Annotated in this window: 14 protein-coding genes; 10 read left to right on the forward strand and 4 right to left on the reverse strand. The window is 50.4% G+C overall.

Annotated features, from left to right (window positions below; genetic code table 11):
* Positions 1-6: 6 nt before the first annotated feature.
* On the forward strand, positions 7-711 hold the full coding sequence (radC, locus tag J2Y43_RS02010; RefSeq protein ID WP_309981482.1) for a RadC family protein: 705 nt from the start codon (positions 7-9) through the stop codon (positions 709-711).
* On the opposite strand, the gene J2Y43_RS02015 is transcribed toward radC, so the two are convergent.
* The 4 genes from J2Y43_RS02015 to J2Y43_RS02030 all read right to left on the reverse strand — a co-directional run bounded on the left by J2Y43_RS02015 (position 712) and on the right by J2Y43_RS02030 (position 4,193).
* Positions 712-1,527, reverse strand: coding sequence for a DUF3298 domain-containing protein (locus J2Y43_RS02015; RefSeq protein ID WP_309981481.1), 816 nt, complete (start codon positions 1,525-1,527; stop codon positions 712-714).
* Positions 1,528-1,557: 30 nt separating this feature from the next.
* Positions 1,558-2,292 carry a LytTR family DNA-binding domain-containing protein gene (locus tag J2Y43_RS02020; protein WP_106595896.1) on the reverse strand — a complete coding sequence of 245 codons (735 nt, stop codon included), beginning with the start codon at positions 2,290-2,292 and terminating at the stop codon, positions 1,558-1,560.
* A 52-nt stretch (positions 2,293-2,344) separates the two neighbouring features.
* Complete coding sequence (locus J2Y43_RS02025; RefSeq protein ID WP_309981480.1) at positions 2,345-3,442, reverse strand: histidine kinase; 1,098 nt, start codon at positions 3,440-3,442, stop codon at positions 2,345-2,347.
* Positions 3,443-3,548: 106 nt separating this feature from the next.
* On the reverse strand, positions 3,549-4,193 hold the full coding sequence (locus J2Y43_RS02030) for a histidine phosphatase family protein (RefSeq protein WP_309981479.1): 645 nt from the start codon (positions 4,191-4,193) through the stop codon (positions 3,549-3,551).
* A gap of 85 nt (positions 4,194-4,278) precedes the next feature.
* Here J2Y43_RS02030 and J2Y43_RS02035 point away from each other — a divergent pair, with 85 nt between their 5' ends.
* From J2Y43_RS02035 to J2Y43_RS02075, 9 genes are all read left to right on the forward strand, one after another.
* A complete protein-coding gene (locus J2Y43_RS02035) occupies positions 4,279-4,704 on the forward strand; it encodes a hotdog fold thioesterase (RefSeq protein WP_309981478.1) in 426 nt (141 codons plus the stop codon).
* 49 nt (positions 4,705-4,753) lie between these two features.
* Positions 4,754-6,001, forward strand: coding sequence for a chorismate-binding protein (locus J2Y43_RS02040; RefSeq protein ID WP_309981477.1), 1,248 nt, complete (start codon positions 4,754-4,756; stop codon positions 5,999-6,001).
* A gap of 144 nt (positions 6,002-6,145) precedes the next feature.
* Positions 6,146-7,249, forward strand: coding sequence for an efflux RND transporter periplasmic adaptor subunit (locus J2Y43_RS02045; protein WP_309981476.1), 1,104 nt, complete (start codon positions 6,146-6,148; stop codon positions 7,247-7,249).
* A 52-nt stretch (positions 7,250-7,301) separates the two neighbouring features.
* A complete protein-coding gene (locus J2Y43_RS02050; protein ID WP_309981475.1) occupies positions 7,302-10,391 on the forward strand; it encodes an efflux RND transporter permease subunit in 3,090 nt (1,029 codons plus the stop codon).
* A 39-nt stretch (positions 10,392-10,430) separates the two neighbouring features.
* Positions 10,431-11,777, forward strand: a complete 1,347-nt coding sequence (locus tag J2Y43_RS02055; protein ID WP_309981474.1) for a TolC family protein — start codon at positions 10,431-10,433, stop codon at positions 11,775-11,777.
* Positions 11,778-11,898: 121 nt separating this feature from the next.
* Positions 11,899-13,059 carry a glycosyltransferase family 4 protein gene (locus tag J2Y43_RS02060; protein WP_309981473.1) on the forward strand — a complete coding sequence of 387 codons (1,161 nt, stop codon included), beginning with the start codon at positions 11,899-11,901 and terminating at the stop codon, positions 13,057-13,059.
* The gene (locus J2Y43_RS02065; protein WP_309981472.1) at positions 13,052-14,038 is read left to right on the forward strand and encodes an NAD-dependent epimerase/dehydratase family protein; all 987 of its coding nucleotides are present in this window, start codon (positions 13,052-13,054) and stop codon (positions 14,036-14,038) included. The genes J2Y43_RS02060 and J2Y43_RS02065 overlap by 8 nt, the downstream gene beginning before the upstream one ends.
* A complete protein-coding gene (locus tag J2Y43_RS02070) occupies positions 14,025-15,188 on the forward strand; it encodes a LegC family aminotransferase (protein ID WP_309981471.1) in 1,164 nt (387 codons plus the stop codon). The genes J2Y43_RS02065 and J2Y43_RS02070 overlap by 14 nt, the downstream gene beginning before the upstream one ends.
* Before the next feature lie 5 nt (positions 15,189-15,193).
* Positions 15,194-15,931, forward strand: a complete 738-nt coding sequence (locus tag J2Y43_RS02075; RefSeq protein WP_309981470.1) for a sugar phosphate nucleotidyltransferase — start codon at positions 15,194-15,196, stop codon at positions 15,929-15,931.
* Positions 15,932-16,005 lie beyond the last annotated feature (74 nt).

Here is a 16,005-nt window from a genome sequence, read left to right on the forward strand (position 1 = left end):
ATTGATATGCCCAGAAAAAAGAGCGACAACCCGAAAGTGATCATCAATTGGCATGATGACGATAAACCCCGTGAGAAATTCATGAACAAAGGCCGGGCCGCCTGCTCGGACTCGGAACTAATGGCCATTCTGATCCGCTCGGGGACGAGGGAAATGACCGCCGTGGACCTTGCCAAAGCCCTCATGACGTCGGTAGGCAACAATATCAACGAGCTTGCCAAACTGAACGTCCGGGATCTCACCAAAATCAAGGGAATAGGTGAAGCCAAAGCACTTACCATCCTCGCCGCATTGGAGCTCGGCAGACGGCGTAGGGACATTATATCCGATAAAAAGCGAAAGATCATCGGTTCCCAGCCGGTTTACGAAGCCATGCGCCCCTACCTGATGGATAAAACGCATGAGGAGTTCTGGATTCTGCTGCTCAACCGCGGCAATTACGTCATGCGGACAATACAGGTGAGCGTGGGCGGCATTTCAGGCACAGCTACCGATATTAAAATGATATTCAAAATCGCATTGGACCATATGGCCAGCTCGCTGATCCTGGTGCATAATCATCCGTCGGGGCAGCTTATACCAAGTTTTGCCGACAAAGTGCTTACCGAGCAAGTAAAAGAGGCAGGCCGATTGCTCGACCTGCCTGTTCAGGATCATATCATCTTTACCGATGACGGCTATTATAGTTTCAAAGATGCCGGTGAAATGTGATCAAAATACTGCTTCTTTCCTGATAATACCTTTCAGCTCCTCGTAAGGGATCGTGAGTTCGATCGGCCCCCTGGCGTAGGCAGCTATTTCATAAGGATTATAGAAGAACAAGACCCCTTCCGGTGTGAACACGTAGTTTGCAGGAATGAAGAACTTATGGTTCGCAAGAAAATAACCGGCATCTTCCAGGTCAACACCGGGAGCGAGCTTTTCCAGTTCACGAAACTTCTTTTCCACCAGATTCAGTAAAGCCACAGAGTCGGCCACAAAACGCTTCATTTCGATCTCCTCGCCCGTTTTCCCGTCGAATGCATGATACGATGTGAAGCTATTAGGATGTGCGCCACCTGTGAATGCGTAATGATCCAACTGATAGAACATCACTTTGGAAGTCGTCATGACGGTGTCTCCGTGCAATTCCACTTCCCAACAGCCAGGCGAATCGGGAAACTCCTTTTTGAAATCGTTGTAGTTCTTTTCAAAGTCCTCGAAAGCTGCTTTCGGGCTTTTAATGGCTTCCAGGCGTGCTAACGCGCTGGCTGGGTCGCCGTAGGAATTCAACCGCTTAATAGCCTTATCCGTCAGCAATTCCCTGATTTTGGTAGCAACGGCCCCGGAATCGGTCGGCTCCCAGAGACTGATCAGCACCGAAACCCCTTTGTTGGACACCGTATCGCAGCCACCAAACTGCTCCTTTTTCACCTCTCCTGCCCGGAAGCTGGTTTCAGCGACTGCATTATCTTTTTTTGACTGCTGGTTACATGCCCAAAACGACAAAGCGCCGAGCATCAGGGCAGCCATTTGCTTCAAACCCATAGTCATCGATTTTTTCAGTTGGGGAAGCGATTAAAGGCTCATCAGTTCCTTGAAACGAATGGCCTGGCGGCGCGAGATCTCGATTTTATCCCCGCCCTGCAAGGTTACCAGCAAGCCCCCGCTGAACCACGGCTCGATTTTTTCGATCCAATGCAAATTGATAATGTGCTTGCGGTTGGCACGGAAGTAAGTATTCGGGTCAAGACGTTCTTCGAGATTATTCAACGATTTCAACACCAATGGCTTCTGGTCGTCGAAATGCAGGCGAACATAGTTCCCCATCGATTCGAACAGACGGATCTTACCCAGCTTAACAAACCAGCATTTCTCACCGTCTTTCACAAACACCTGGTCGTTTTCACCCAGCACTTTCTCCGCGCGCTCATTCGCATGTGTGGGCGCCTCCGGCTGTGCCTGATTTTCCTCGATACGGTGGATGGTCTCTTTAAGGCGCTCGGTATCGATCGGTTTCAGAAGGTAATCCAATGCATTGAACTCAAATGCCTTGATCGCATACTCGTCGAACGCGGTCGTAAAAATTACTTCCGGACTTTTGCCTTCAATCGAAGAGAGCAATTCAAATCCGTTCTTACCAGGCATTTGAATATCCAGGAAAAGTAATTCAGGCTGCTGTTCTTCAATCAGTTTCAGCGCCTCTTCTGCATTTGCGGCCTCTCCTACTATTTCAATTTTAGTGTATGGTTCAAGCAATCTCTTCAACTCGTTGCGCGCTAGTCGCTCATCATCTACAATTAAAGTCCTCATGGCGGATGGATTCAGTTAGGAATAAAAAACAGATAGTATATTGATTTGGTCATTAGTTCTCTTTTTCGGACCCCTCTCCCACCATCATCACGCCTTCCGAAAGCATCGGGATTTTGATTTCCGAACAAACCACGTTCTCCCTCTCCTGGAAAATCCGGAATGTTGCCGCTTTACCGTACAAAATCGATAGTCGCTCGGCTGTATTTTTTAAACCAACCCCACCGGATTCGGTGTTGCCAAGGTTGCCTGCATTCACTTCCGTATTCCCAAGGTCACCCGAGTTATGGATCGTGATCACAAGCAGCTCATTTGCAATTTCCGATTTTAAGCCGATAAATCCACCTCCCATTTGCTTGGCCACACCATGTTTGATACCGTTTTCGACAAGCGTCTGCAACATCATCGGCGGTACTTGCCAGTAAATAGCCTGGGGATTGGTTGTAATGCTATAATTAAGGCGGTCTTCATAACGCACTTTTTCAAGTTCGAGATAATCCTCGACCGTGCGAAGCTCCTCCTGCAAATCCACTGTTTTACGGCGGTCGGCCAGCAAAGAGTTCCTTAATATATTGGATAACTGCGTAATGCTGAGCTGCGCGCGTTTAGGATCTTCGTACACCAACGCACGGATGCTGTTCAATGCATTGAATGTAAAATGCGGGTTAAGCTGCGAGCGCAGTACTTTCGCTTCCGCCTCGCGCATCGACATTCTCAGCATGATTTTCTCGTAGCTGGCTAGCCGGTTCTGCTCTACATAATGATAAACCGTATAAGACAATATCCACGCCAGCAGGATTTTGCACCAATTGGTATAATAACCCCAGAAAATGAGCGGCTGGTTGAGCATATTGTGTTCCAGCACCTCGCGGTCCATCGGCTGGTTAATCATCGTCATGATGAGCCCCAGCCACAACACCGACCCGATTACGCGCAATGCAAGCCTGGGCAACGGCAGCGACGACCAGTTCCACCGCCTGATCACAAGGCGGTACACGTGGGTAAGGCAAATGCCCAACAGGATATTAGCCAGCGCAGAATAGAACTCGGTCAGCTTGAAACCGTATTCCAAGAGATACGGAATGTATTCGAACATGATTATTAATGTCCAACCCAGTATCTGAAGAGTCCAATAGATGCGTTTTTTGGACATGAGCATGCGAACGCTGATAATGTATTGAAAAGCCACAAATGTATTAATGACCCCTCAGGGGAGGTACATTAATACACCAATGGAAACGAATCTACACAAACGGCTGCTATATCGTTTGCGGGATTTCGATGGAAAGAAGGTGTGTGATGTCGTTGGACACTTCCAGCTCGAACTGCTGGGTATCGTAGGAGTAGTTGATCTTGTAGAGGCAAAGATTGCTGTGCTCGTAGTCGTCCATACGCACCAGCGGCTGGTTGAAAAGCGTGGTCAGCAATACGCGCATGGCACGGCCGTGCATGGCGATGAGAATGTTCCTTTCATGCGGGCGCGAGAGGATTGTATCAATCACCGGAATCTGGCGCTCGCGCACGTCGACAGGGCTTTCGCCTCCTTCGGCTGCGAGGTTTACCTCACCCGCTTTCCAGGCATTTACCAACTCGCGGTAGTAGTTATTATCGCCCGTGTTCGGTTCGCGGCCTTCGCGGTCTCCCCAAGATATTTCGTTCAACCCCGAGTAGCTTTCATGGGGTATGCCGCGCCTGATGAACCCGCGAACGGTTTGATGTGTTCGCTTTAAGTCAGAGGTATAAATTTTGTCAAACGGAACATGTTGGTAAGCATTAAAAAAAGCTTCGGCCTGAGCTTCTCCCCATTCATTCAGCAAGGAATCAACACCACTTCCCTGTACAACTCCCCTGCGGTTCAAATCAGTTTCACCGTGGCGAATGAGGTAAATCGATTTTCTTTTCAATGTAATAGGATAATTTAAATATAAAATTTACAAAAACCTTGTTTTTTATCCGCAAAGCCAATACAAATTTATACATTTTTTAGATATGTTTAGTAAAACCGTCACTGTCGATTCACTGCAATCTTTTGGGAAAAACAGCATCGCCCATCACATCGGGATAGAGTTTACGGAAATCGGAAAAGATTATGTGTCAGCCAAAATGCCGGTCGACCAGCGTACCCACCAGCCCTTCGGGATTTTGCACGGCGGAGCGTCGGTTGTGCTGGCCGAAACCTTGGGAAGCATCGCCTCGTTTTTGGTCATTCCCGAAAACGAGAACAAGCACGCCGTGGGGCTGGAAATCAATGCCAACCACCTCAGGCCGGTGAAGGAAGGTTATGTGTACGGGACTGTGCGACCAATCCATATCGGCCGGACCACGCATATCTGGGACATCAGGATCACCAATGAAGAAAACAAGCTGGTTTGCATCAGCAGACTGACGGTTGCTATTGTGAATGCAGACCGCTAACATTATTTTGCAGAAAATTGACCTAACGGGACACGCCCATTCGTTATAAATGCTATCAGTACAGACCGACACCGGGATTTCGATATTTGAAGGATTACAGATTGAGGAGCTTTGGCACGCATCCAAAATGATGGGTTTCCCGTCCGCATTATGGCGCCTGCCTCACACCAACGAAATCAAACTGCTTATTTCCATTCAGGACGGTACACGTAAATGTATGCCTGAACTTGAAAAAATGAGCCCGGGCTTTGTGATAAGCACATTCTACTGGGAAAACGACCAGGAGGTGCTGTTCCTGGAAGGCGATATTATCCTGACATTCTCCGAAGACAACCGGATCACGCGCATCGAGAACCAACTCGGCGAAGAGCATCCCGAGGTAAAAAGGCTCGTTCAGATCGCATTAACCGAAAGCAGCGGACAAAATCAGCAACAGGTTCCCGCCAGCCCGCTCCTTCCACTAAGCGACCATCTCGATGCCAAATCCCGCTTTGAACGAACAGTGGAACTCGCCGTGGCAGCGATCCGCCAGAACCAATTCAAGAAAGTGGTGCTCTCGCGCACCAAAGACCTGCGATACACCGATGCATTCCAGCCGGCACAGGCATTTCAGCGACTTGTGAAAGCCTATCCGCACGCATTTGTTTCGTTGGTGAACCTGCCGGAAGAAAACGAACTGTGGCTGGGGGCGAGCCCCGAATTGCTGGTAGAACAAATGTCAGGCGGTACTTTCAAAACCATGTCGCTCGCAGGCACGCAAGGCGCTCGCGACGCGTCGGGCGCGCTCATACCCAAGTACGATATCCGCTGGGGCGAGAAGGAGATTGAAGAACAGGCGCTTGTAAGCCGCTATATTATTGAGTGCTTTAAAAAAATCCGTTTGCGCGAATACCTGGAAACGGGGCCTAAAACTGTGCTGGCGGGTAACTTGTATCATCTCAGGACTGTTTTTGAGGTCGATACGGTGGCGCTGAATTTCCCCGAGCTTGCCTCGGTAATGCTCAGACTCCTGCACCCGACCTCGGCTATTTGCGGCGTTCCCAAAGCGCCCAGCCTGCAATTCATCAATGACGTGGAAGGCTATAACCGCTCCTATTACAGTGGCTTCCTGGGGCCGGCGCAAGTGGGTGGCGATACCCATTTGTTCGTTAACCTCCGCACCGTGCGGTTCAAGGACGGCATTGCGACGTTTTTTGCAGGCGCCGGGATCACGGAAGACTCTGTACCTGAGCAGGAATGGTTCGAAACAGAGCTAAAATGCGATACTTTGCTTAAAGTGATAGGAAGTTCCTTATAAAAAAATTAGCTGGCATTAAACTTTTATAGCCGCGAAAAGTCTAATCGGTTCGAGATTAATCTCTAATTTTGAACAAACCTCTGAATAGGACGCATTTAGTCCGTCAGACTCCTAAACCAATTTAAGCCCAGGTTAACCAACCCTATGAATGTTATCGCCAGATCTGCCCGTGCAGAAGGATTGCCAAACTTAACCAAACCTCTGTCTTCACTTTTCATTGCCGGTTCGCTCTTATTTACGCTTTCGTGCGGAGAAAAAAAGGATACCTTTCAACAAAAAGGCGGTGGAGGCCCCACCATCGTAGATGTGATCGTTGCGAAATCCGAGAAGGTAAGTGACAAGGTAGAAGTGAATGGTACCATCGTGGCCAACGAATTCGCTGAATTACGGCCCGAAGTAAGCGGATTACTTACATTCCTGGATGTGCCCGAAGGTAAAACGGTCCAAAAAGGCACCGTCATTGCCCGGGTCAACAATGCCGACCTCCTTGCCCAGCTCAACCGGTCGAAAATACAGCTCGACCTGGCCGAAACGACCGAGAAAAGGCTGAAACAGCTGCTCGCCGTCAACGGCATCAACCAGGCCGACTACGACCTGGCCTCCAACAATGTCAATACCCTCAAAGCGGACATGGCTTACACCCAGGCGTTGATTGACAAGACGATCATTAAGGCGCCATTCACAGGTGTGGTAGGCTTGCGCAAGGTGAGTGCCGGCGCGTACGTAACGCCCCAAAGCATTATCGCCACCATGCAGCAGCTCTCCAATCTCCGCATAGATTTCACGGTTCCTGAAAGCTACCAGCAATACGTAAACAAAGGCGGCACCGTGGAAGTAATGCTCGACCAGGCTTCCGGTAAATATGAAACCGCCCGCATTCTGGCTATCGAACCACAAGTGAACCAAACCACCCGTAACCTGACGGTACGCGCGGTGCTCAGTTCGGGCAATACCAGCCCCGGCTCGTTTGCAAAAGTGTATATCACTGCCAGCAACAATAAAAATAGCATACTTATTCCCTCCAACAGCATTATCCCGGAAGCGCGCAGCAAGAAAGTCGTGACGGTGAAAGGCGGCAAGGCTGTTTTTGCGCAGGTAGAAACCGGCGACCGCAGAGAGGATGTAGTGGAGGTGACCAAAGGCCTGAATGTCGGCGATACGGTGGTTGTTTCGGGCGTACTTTTTGCCCGTCCCGATGCTCCTGTGAAAGTGAGAAGTGTTAGAAACCTGAATGTAGCGAGTAAGTAACAACTGCTTTCGCGGCGCTTGTTGCAGTGACCATTCCTTTGAAACCCCTGCTATGAATATTTCAGAACTATCCCTGAAACGGCCCGTTCTGGCGGTCGTGATGAACCTGCTCATCATCCTTTTTGGTGTGGTAGGATACAACTTTCTTTCACTAAGGGACTACCCGGCCATCGACCCGCCGATCGTGAACGTGCGGACGAGCTACACCGGTGCCAACGCCGACATTATCGAGAGCCAGATCACCGAGCCACTCGAAAAGAGTATCAACGGTATCCCCGGTATCAAGAGTATCAGCTCTTCCAGCCAGATCGGTTCCAGTAACATTACCGTAGAATTCAACCTTAAATCCGACCTGGAAGGCGCCGCCAACGACGTGCGCGACAAGGTGAGCCAGGCCGTACGGAACCTTCCGCAGGACATCGATGCCCCGCCGGTGGTAAGCAAAGCCGATGCCAACTCGGATTTCATTCTCCTTCTGGCCGTACAAAGCCCGTCGAAAGGTTTGCTCGAATTGAGTGAATATGCCGAAAACGTGCTCCAACAGAGCTTGCAGACAATCGACGGCGTGAGTGCGATCAATATTTTCGGGCAAAAGCGGTATGCCATGCGCATCTGGCTGAATCCCGATAAAATGAGCTCCTACAACATCTCTTTCAACGATATTACCACCACCCTCGCGTCGGAAAACGTGGAATTGCCGGCGGGTAAAATCTACGGTGACAATACCGAGCTAACGATCCGGACCATGGGACGTTTGAAAAGCGAAAAGGAATTCAATGACCTGGTAATCCGCAACGACAGCTCGGGCATCGTAAGGCTCGGCAACGTAGCCAAAGTAGAACTGGGTCCTGAAAATGAGGAACAAAGCTGGAAATACAACGGCATGTACGCGGTAGGGCTGGCAGTAATTCCCCAGCCCGGCGCCAACTACGTGCAAATTTCCGACGAGTTCAACAAACGTCTCGCAGAGATCCAGAAATCCAATAAATCGGACATTACCTTCAACGTCCTCATCGATAACACGCGTTTGGTACGCCAGTCGATCAAAGAGGTGGAAGAAACGCTGATTATTGCGTTTTCCCTCGTGGTAATCGTGATCCTCTTCTTCTTCCGGAACCTGCTCGTAGCGGTGCGCCCATTGATCGACATTCCGATATCACTCGTCGCGACGTTCTTCGTCATGTACATGTGCGGGTTCTCGATCAATATCCTGACGCTGCTCGGCATTGTGCTCGCGACGGGGCTTGTGGTGGATGATGGTATTGTAGTAACCGAAAACATCTTCCGAAAGCTGGAAAGCGGCCTACCCATACGGCAAGCGGCACTGGAAGGAAGCCGGGAAATCTTCTTCGCGGTTATTTCAACTTCGCTAACGCTGGCAGTGGTATTCCTTCCGGTAATCTTCCTGGAAGGTTTCGTAGGTAGCCTTTTCCGTGAATTCGGGATCGTGGTAGCCTCGGCGGTATTGATATCCGCATTCGTTTCACTCACCATTACTCCGGTACTAAACGTGGTGCTGAACCGCAAGGACGCAGGTCATGGCTGGTTTTATAACAAAACGGAGCCCTTCTTCACCGGTATGGAAGATGGCTACAACCGGATGCTCCGAGGGTTTATGAAAGCGCGTTGGATCTCGTGGGTGTTGGTAGTAGCATGCGGTGTGCTGATCTGGTTTACCTACACGCATTTGCAAAGCGAACTCGCTCCGATGGAAGACCGGAACAGTGTCCGTTTCAACTTATCGGCACCAGAAGGAACGAGTTTTGACCAAATGCAGAAGGTTTCAGACCAGCTCAGCGATTTCCTGAATGATTCGATTCCTGAAAAAGCATTTACCTTTTCCGCTACGCCCGGTTTCGGTGGCGGTGGTGTGAACAGTGGTACCGGGCGAATCGGCCTTGTTCCGGCTGACCAGCGGAAAAGGAGCCAGAACGATATCGCTCAAGACATTAATAAAAAATTATCGAGATTCAACGACGCGCGGATATTCGCGACGCAGGAGCAGACCATTTCCGTGGGTATCGGTTCAAGAGGTTCGCTTCCGGTTCAGTTTGTATTACAAAACCTTGATTTTGAAAAGCTAAGCGAAGTTCTCCCCAAATTCCTCGACGAGGCACGGCAAGATCCCACCTTCCAGAACGTCGACGTTAACCTCAAATTCAACAAGCCTGAGGTCCGCCTGACCATCGACCGGCTCAAAGCACGTGACCTCGGACTTTCGACTACCGATGTAGCCGCCACTATTCAGGCCGCATTCAGCGGTCGCCGCCTGGCCTATTTTATCATGAATGGCCAGCAATATCAGGTAATCGGCCAGGTAGATCGTTCGGAGCGCAACAAGCCTGCCGATATCGAGAAATTATATGTGCGCAACAACCGCGGCGAAAGCATTCCGCTGACGGCCGTGATGCATATGGAAGAAGAAAGCGGTCCGCCGACCATTTACCACTACAACCGCTACAAAAGCGCCACCATTTCCGCATCACTCGTAGAAGGCAAAACCATTGGCGACGGTGTGGAAGCCATGCGCAGGATTGGCGCTAAGTTACTCGATGAATCTTTCCAGACATCGCTCACAGGCCCTTCCCGCGACTTCGAAGAAAGTTCTTCCAATACCAGTTTTGCATTCGGGCTGGCGCTGTTGCTCGTGTACCTCGTACTCGCCGGCCAGTTTGAAAGCTTCACCGATCCGTTCATCATCATGATCACCGTGCCATTAGCATTGGCAGGTGCCTTACTGAGCTTGTATTTGTTCGGATTAACCATCAATATCTTTTCTCAGATCGGGATGATCATGCTAATAGGGCTTGTGACCAAGAATGGTATCCTCATTGTCGAATTTGCCAACCAGAAACGGGAACAAGGCATGGGCAGGATGGCTGCGGCCGTCGAATCGGCGACACAGCGCTTGCGTCCTATTCTGATGACCAGTCTGGCGACCGCATTCGGTGCATTGCCGATTGCATTGAGCCTCGGTGCTGCGGCAACCAGCCGGGTACCGCTGGGCGTGGTGATTGTAGGTGGTCTGATGTTCTCGCTGATCCTTACATTGTTCGTGATCCCGGCGATTTACACATTCATTTCACCCAAAAAACACAAGGTTACGGAAGAGCAGAAAATGGCAGAGGAGCTGGTGGCTTAAGGGATATTTTTTCATACAAAATCAACTATTGTTTTTTACATGGGCTCGCTCACCTTTTTTAAGAAATACAAATACGCCTTCATACTCTTGCTTCTTTGCTCCGGCACCAGCTGGGCCGGACATCCCGGCGCCGTGCAACCAGCCGATACGCTGGCGCTGACGCTCGAACAGGCCGTGGCTACCGCGCTTAAAAACAGCTACGAAATCGAGATTGCCAAGAATAATGTAGATGCGAACACCATTCTGAACAATTATGGCGTAGCCGGCGGCCTGCCGACCGTCGCCCTGAATGCTTCCAATACGGAGCAGATCACCCAGGTGAACCAGAAACTGAATACGGGTGTCGAGATCAGTCGTAACGCTGCTGCGGGTAATAACACGCAGGCAAACCTCGCGGTGGGAATGCTCCTGTACAATGGGAAACGCGTAGTAGCTACCAAAAAGCGATTGGCCGAACTACAATACCAAAGTTCCGAAGTTCTAAACTCGCAGATTCAAAACACGATCGCGCTGGTGATGACGAGCTATTATGATGTGGTTCGCCAGCTCAGCTACATCAATACAATCCGCACGTCCATTATCGCATCCGAAAAACGACTTGAAATCCTGCGCGTGCGCAAGGAAGCGGGTATGGCCAACAATGCGGATATTTTCCAGGCGGAGATCGATTTGAATACACTCAACCAAACTCTGCTCAACCAGCAAATGGTGGCGCAAGTGGCCAAAACTGAATTGCTTCGCACCCTTACGCTCGATCCAAAATCGGCATTAACCATCAAGGATACCATTACGGTTGACAACAATATGCAACTGGCTTCGGTAATGGACCGCCTCGCTGCCAATGCCGACATCAAAGCGGCGGACCATCAGATCAAAATCAATGAACTGATTGTCAGAGAAACGGCTGCGCTCCGTTATCCTACGGTTCGTTTCAATGCCGCTTATAATTTCAGCCGTAACCAAACGGCGGCCGGTCTTACCTTGCTCAACCGCGTGGTGGGCCCGCAGGCAGGCCTCACGCTGGCGGTTCCGATCTACAACGGCACGGCATTCAGACGCCAGAAGCAGGCCGCCGAAATCGACACCAAAACAGCCGAATTGCAAAAAAGCACACTGCTCCGCGATTACAGCGCGAGCGCGGTTAAAATGTACCAGACCTATCAGAGTTCTATCGAACAGCTCGAAAATCAGAAGAAAAACTACGCGCTCAGTAAACAACTTCTCGACCTGACGCTCCAACGTTTCGAACTGATTCAGGCGACGATCATAGACGTGCGCGAGGCGCAACGCAGCTTCGAGGAAGCAGGTTACCGGCTGATTAACCTCAACTACGCTGCCAAATCGGCTGAAATTGAACTGAAAAGACTTAGTAATACGCTTCAATAGAGCCATTTCACGTGCCCGGAATAAAAATTTTTCCGGGCACGTGCATTGATTTCCCTAACAGTCCTGTCGAAAGTGTAAAGGCCGAAAAGCGCGGCCTTTTTGAGACTGAAATCGGACATCAATGAAGGTACTGGCTATCCATAATATCCTCTGGTCGCACTACAAGGCCAAGATTTTCACCGAACTTCATCATCGGTTGCAACAGGAAGGTCACGACTTTTTTGTACTGCAACTGGCTTTCAGCGAGCTGAGCCGACTCGGTCTTAAAACCGATCTCAGCATTCATACCTATCCTTACGAAGTACTGTTTCCCGGCAAGGCCGTCGAACAGATCGGACATATTCAAAAAACACAAAAGTTACTCGCCACACTTCGCCATCACCAGCCCGGAATTGTTTACCTCAATGGCTACTACGACCCCTCTTACTGGTTTGTGTTGGCTTACTGTAAAATCAGAAAAATAAAAGTGGTGCTCGATTTCGAAAGCAGCGAAATCAGCCGGCGCAGAGTTTGGTGGAAGGAGCGCCTGAAAAAGGTATTCCTCGGTCAATGCGATGCGTTGGTCTGCCTCGGACAGAAGGCCGCCGAATATGCCCTGAAACTGGACGTGAGCCGTGAACGCATTCTCAGCACCAAAAACGTGGGTGTTGATAACGATGCCTTGCTCGAAATCTTCACGCGCGAACTGGCGTCGCGCGACCGCAGGAAAGCAGAAGCCGGCCTGCCTCGCTACAACTTCCTGTACGCGGGCCGTTTTGTAGAGCGCAAAAATCTCGACATGCTGATCAGGGCCTTTCATGAAGCCAAAAATCGCTCGGAGATTGGCAAGGAATGGGGATTGATCCTCAGCGGTGAGGGAAGACAGAAACCACGGCTACAAGAACTAGTTCGCTCGCTGGGCTGTGAACAAGTGCATTGGATGGAGCCCTGCGAATGGTACGAGGTACCTGTTCGGTACACGCTGGCCGACGTGGCCGTGCTGCCGAGTACATTCGAGCCATTCGGCTTTCTGACTAATGAAGCGATGGTCTACGCTATGCCCGTGCTCGTGTCGGAACGGTGCGGAAGCGCCACCGACCTCGTCATCGACGGCCTCAATGGCTTCCGGTTCGACCCTTCCAATCAAGAAGAATTTGCCAATAAACTACTATGGTTTATGAGCCATCCCGAAAAATTCAGGCAAATGGGTGCCAACGGCAAGGCGATCATCGATCAATGGTCACCAGATATCATCACGGAAGAACTTATTCAATCTTTTCATAAAGTATCTGCATATGACTAAGCAACAAGCCAAAACCGTGCTGGTAACAGGCGGTGCAGGCTACATCGGCTCCGAGCTGGTCCGAATCCTGTTGGAGGATCAGTTTCGGGTGGTCGTACTCGATAACCTTTCATTCGGTGGCGAATCGCTGCTGAGTTTTTGGGGAAACCCCGCATTCCGCTTTATCAAAGGCGATCTGCGAAACGACGACGATATCCGTACAGCATTAAATGGCGTGGATTATGTATGCCATCTTGCGGCGATCGTCGGTGAGCCGCCTTGCAAGAAATATCCGGTACTGGCGCTGGAAGTGAACTGGCACGCGTCCGTACGCCTGTACGAGCTTTGTGAAGAGGCCGGGATCGAGCGGTTTGTGTTTGCTTCCACTTGCAGTAATTATGGTAAAATGGCCGTCGCCGATGCACTGCTGGATGAAACCGCTGAGCTGAACCCCATTTCGTTGTATTCCGAGACCAAGGTAAACTTTGAAAAATACCTGCTTAAACAGAGAAACAGCACTATCACACGCACTATTCTTCGTTTTTCCACGGTTTACGGTATATCGCCACGGCCTCGTTTTGACCTCACCGTCAACGAATTCACTCGGGATGCTGCTTTGGGAAAACCGTTGCTGATCTACGGCGAAAACTTCTGGCGGCCCTATTGCCATGTGAGCGACCTCGCCCGCTCGGTAAAAATCGCCCTCATGGCCGATCACGAGAAGGTCGACGGAGAAGCATTCAATGTGGGCGACACTTCGCAGAACTATACCAAGAAAATGCTGGCTGCGGAAATCGGCAAGGCCATCCCTTCGCTCAAAGTGAATTACCACCCGGTAGTCACCGATCCCCGCGATTACAAGGTGAATTGTGATAAAATCAAAAACATACTCGGTTTCACTATTTCCAAAACCGTCCCGAACGGCATCACGGAAATAGCCTCGCTATTCCGCGAACAGGTGATCAGCGAACCGATGAATGCGCGCTATGGAAACATTTAGGCCCCCTGTGATCCCCCTCTGCGAGCCTAATTTGAATGGGCACGAAAAGCAATACATGGCCGAAGCCGTGGATTCCAACTGGCTGTCGGGCGGCAGTTTCCTGCGTCGCTTCGAGCAGCAGTTGGCCGACTACACAGGCGTAGCGCATGCAATAGGCGTGTGCAACGGCACGAGCGCGTTGCAGGTAGCGCTCACGCTCGCCGGTGTGGAAAAAGGGGACCTGGTACTCGTCCCCGACCTGACATTCGTGGCTACGGCGAATGCCGTAAAATACCTCGGCGCAAAACCGGTCATGATTGATGTCGATGCACGTACTTGGTTGATGGATCTCGACTTATTACAAAGTTTCTTGCAAAACGAGACCTACCAAAACAACGCGGGCTGTTTTCACCGCGAAAGCGGCCGACGCATAAAAGCGGTGGTACCTGTGCATCTCCTGGGAAATGTTTGCGAAATGGAACAACTCAATGGTATTGCGAAGCAATTTGCATTGGCCGTGGTGGAAGATGCCGCATGCTCGCTGGGATCATTCCAAAACGGCCGACATTCGGGGACGACCGGCTTACTGGGGACAATGAGTTTTAACAGTAATAAAATCATTACCACTGCCGGCGGCGGTGCCATCCTGACCCAAAGCGGGCTATTGGCGAAACGCGCACGACACCTCATTACCCAGGCCAAAAGCCACGCAACCGAATACATTCACGACGCGCTTGGCTACAATTTCAGGCTCGTGAACCCGCTTGCGGCGATAGGCTGTGCGCAAATGGAGCAATTACCTGATTTTCTACAAAGGAAAAAAGAGGTCGCCGCACATTATCGCGAGGCATTCGCGGATTACGAAGTTACATTTCAGCAATTAACGCCCGGCACCGATTCCAACTATTGGCATTCCGCCATGCTGGTGAACGAAAGCCGAAGCCTGATCGCAGCATTAACTGCCGAGAATATCGAAGCAAGGCCACTGTGGACACCCATTCACGAGCTTCCGGTATTTCGGGAGGATTTGTATATCACCCATAACAGTGTTGCCTCCGAAGTGTCCAGGCGCGGTATCATGCTACCTTGCTCGACGTCGATTACCGACGATCAGCTGCAAAGGGTCAGTCAGGTCATCGGAAGCTTTTTGAATGTCACGATTAAAAACTAGGCAATATGCTGCGGACCGCTGAAACGGGCCAATGGCCTGTAAATATCATCATTATGGCGGGCGGCAAAGGTACCCGCCTGAAACCCCTGACCGACAACACGCACAAATCGCTCATTACGGTGGGTGACAAGCCTATTATCCGGCACTTAATCGACCATTTGACTGTATCGGGCTTCCGGGAAATCCACATTTCGGTAGGGCATCTGGCGGAACAACTGACTAGTTACCTCGGCGATGGGAACGAATTCGGCATTTCGGTCCGGTATATTCAGGAGCGCAGTCCGATGGGTAGCATTGGCGCTTTGACGCTGAAACAGCGCTGGCCGCATGAGCATTTTTTGGTAATTAACGGAGACCTGTATTCCAATTTCGATGTCCGGAACCTGTGCACGGAGTATTTCTCCCGAAAGGCAGATATGGCTATTTTGACCGTATCAAACGTCGTCAAAATACCCTATGGTGTGCTCGATATGGCTACCGACGGCCATGTCAGGGCCTTTGTCGAAAAGCCGGACTACGAGTTTATGATCAATTCAGGGGTCTATATGTTTAACCGAAATACGCTCAACCTCCTGCCCAAGGGCATTCCTTATGAAGGCTGGCAACTCATCCAATCGGCGCTGCATGCGAACTTGAAGGTTGCGGGCATTCCTCAGACATCGGGGTACTGGATCGATATCGGAAGTATGGAAGCGCTTCAAAAGGCACAAGCGTTGAGCCAGGCAGGTATTACACAACACTAGCTAGATGGCACACATTTTTTTCATGCAAGATTAAAAAGTCATTAAACCTTCCTCCGACTTTTTAATCTAACCGG

Source organism: Dyadobacter sp. BE31 (genome assembly GCF_031457695.1).
In the GTDB taxonomy this organism is placed as follows: Bacteria; Bacteroidota; Bacteroidia; order Cytophagales; family Spirosomataceae; genus Dyadobacter.

Bases quoted from the DNA above. Each gene is read 5' to 3' on its own strand.
- J2Y43_RS02025 (WP_309981480.1), bottom strand. From the start codon at position 3,442: ATGTCCAAAAAACGCATCTATTGGACTCTTCAGATACTGGGTTGGACA.
- J2Y43_RS02060 (WP_309981473.1), top strand. From the start codon at position 11,899: ATGAAGGTACTGGCTATCCATAATATCCTCTGGTCGCACTACAAGGCC.
- J2Y43_RS02040 (WP_309981477.1), top strand. From the start codon at position 4,754: ATGCTATCAGTACAGACCGACACCGGGATTTCGATATTTGAAGGATTA.
- J2Y43_RS02050 (WP_309981475.1), top strand. From the start codon at position 7,302: ATGAATATTTCAGAACTATCCCTGAAACGGCCCGTTCTGGCGGTCGTG.
- J2Y43_RS02075 (WP_309981470.1), top strand. From the start codon at position 15,194: ATGCTGCGGACCGCTGAAACGGGCCAATGGCCTGTAAATATCATCATT.
- J2Y43_RS02065 (WP_309981472.1), top strand. From the start codon at position 13,052: ATGACTAAGCAACAAGCCAAAACCGTGCTGGTAACAGGCGGTGCAGGC.
- J2Y43_RS02055 (WP_309981474.1), top strand. From the start codon at position 10,431: ATGGGCTCGCTCACCTTTTTTAAGAAATACAAATACGCCTTCATACTC.
- radC (WP_309981482.1), top strand. From the start codon at position 7: ATGCCCAGAAAAAAGAGCGACAACCCGAAAGTGATCATCAATTGGCAT.
- J2Y43_RS02020 (WP_106595896.1), bottom strand. From the start codon at position 2,292: ATGAGGACTTTAATTGTAGATGATGAGCGACTAGCGCGCAACGAGTTG.
- J2Y43_RS02015 (WP_309981481.1), bottom strand. From the start codon at position 1,527: ATGGGTTTGAAGCAAATGGCTGCCCTGATGCTCGGCGCTTTGTCGTTT.
- J2Y43_RS02035 (WP_309981478.1), top strand. From the start codon at position 4,279: ATGTTTAGTAAAACCGTCACTGTCGATTCACTGCAATCTTTTGGGAAA.
- J2Y43_RS02070 (WP_309981471.1), top strand. From the start codon at position 14,025: ATGGAAACATTTAGGCCCCCTGTGATCCCCCTCTGCGAGCCTAATTTG.
- J2Y43_RS02045 (WP_309981476.1), top strand. From the start codon at position 6,146: ATGAATGTTATCGCCAGATCTGCCCGTGCAGAAGGATTGCCAAACTTA.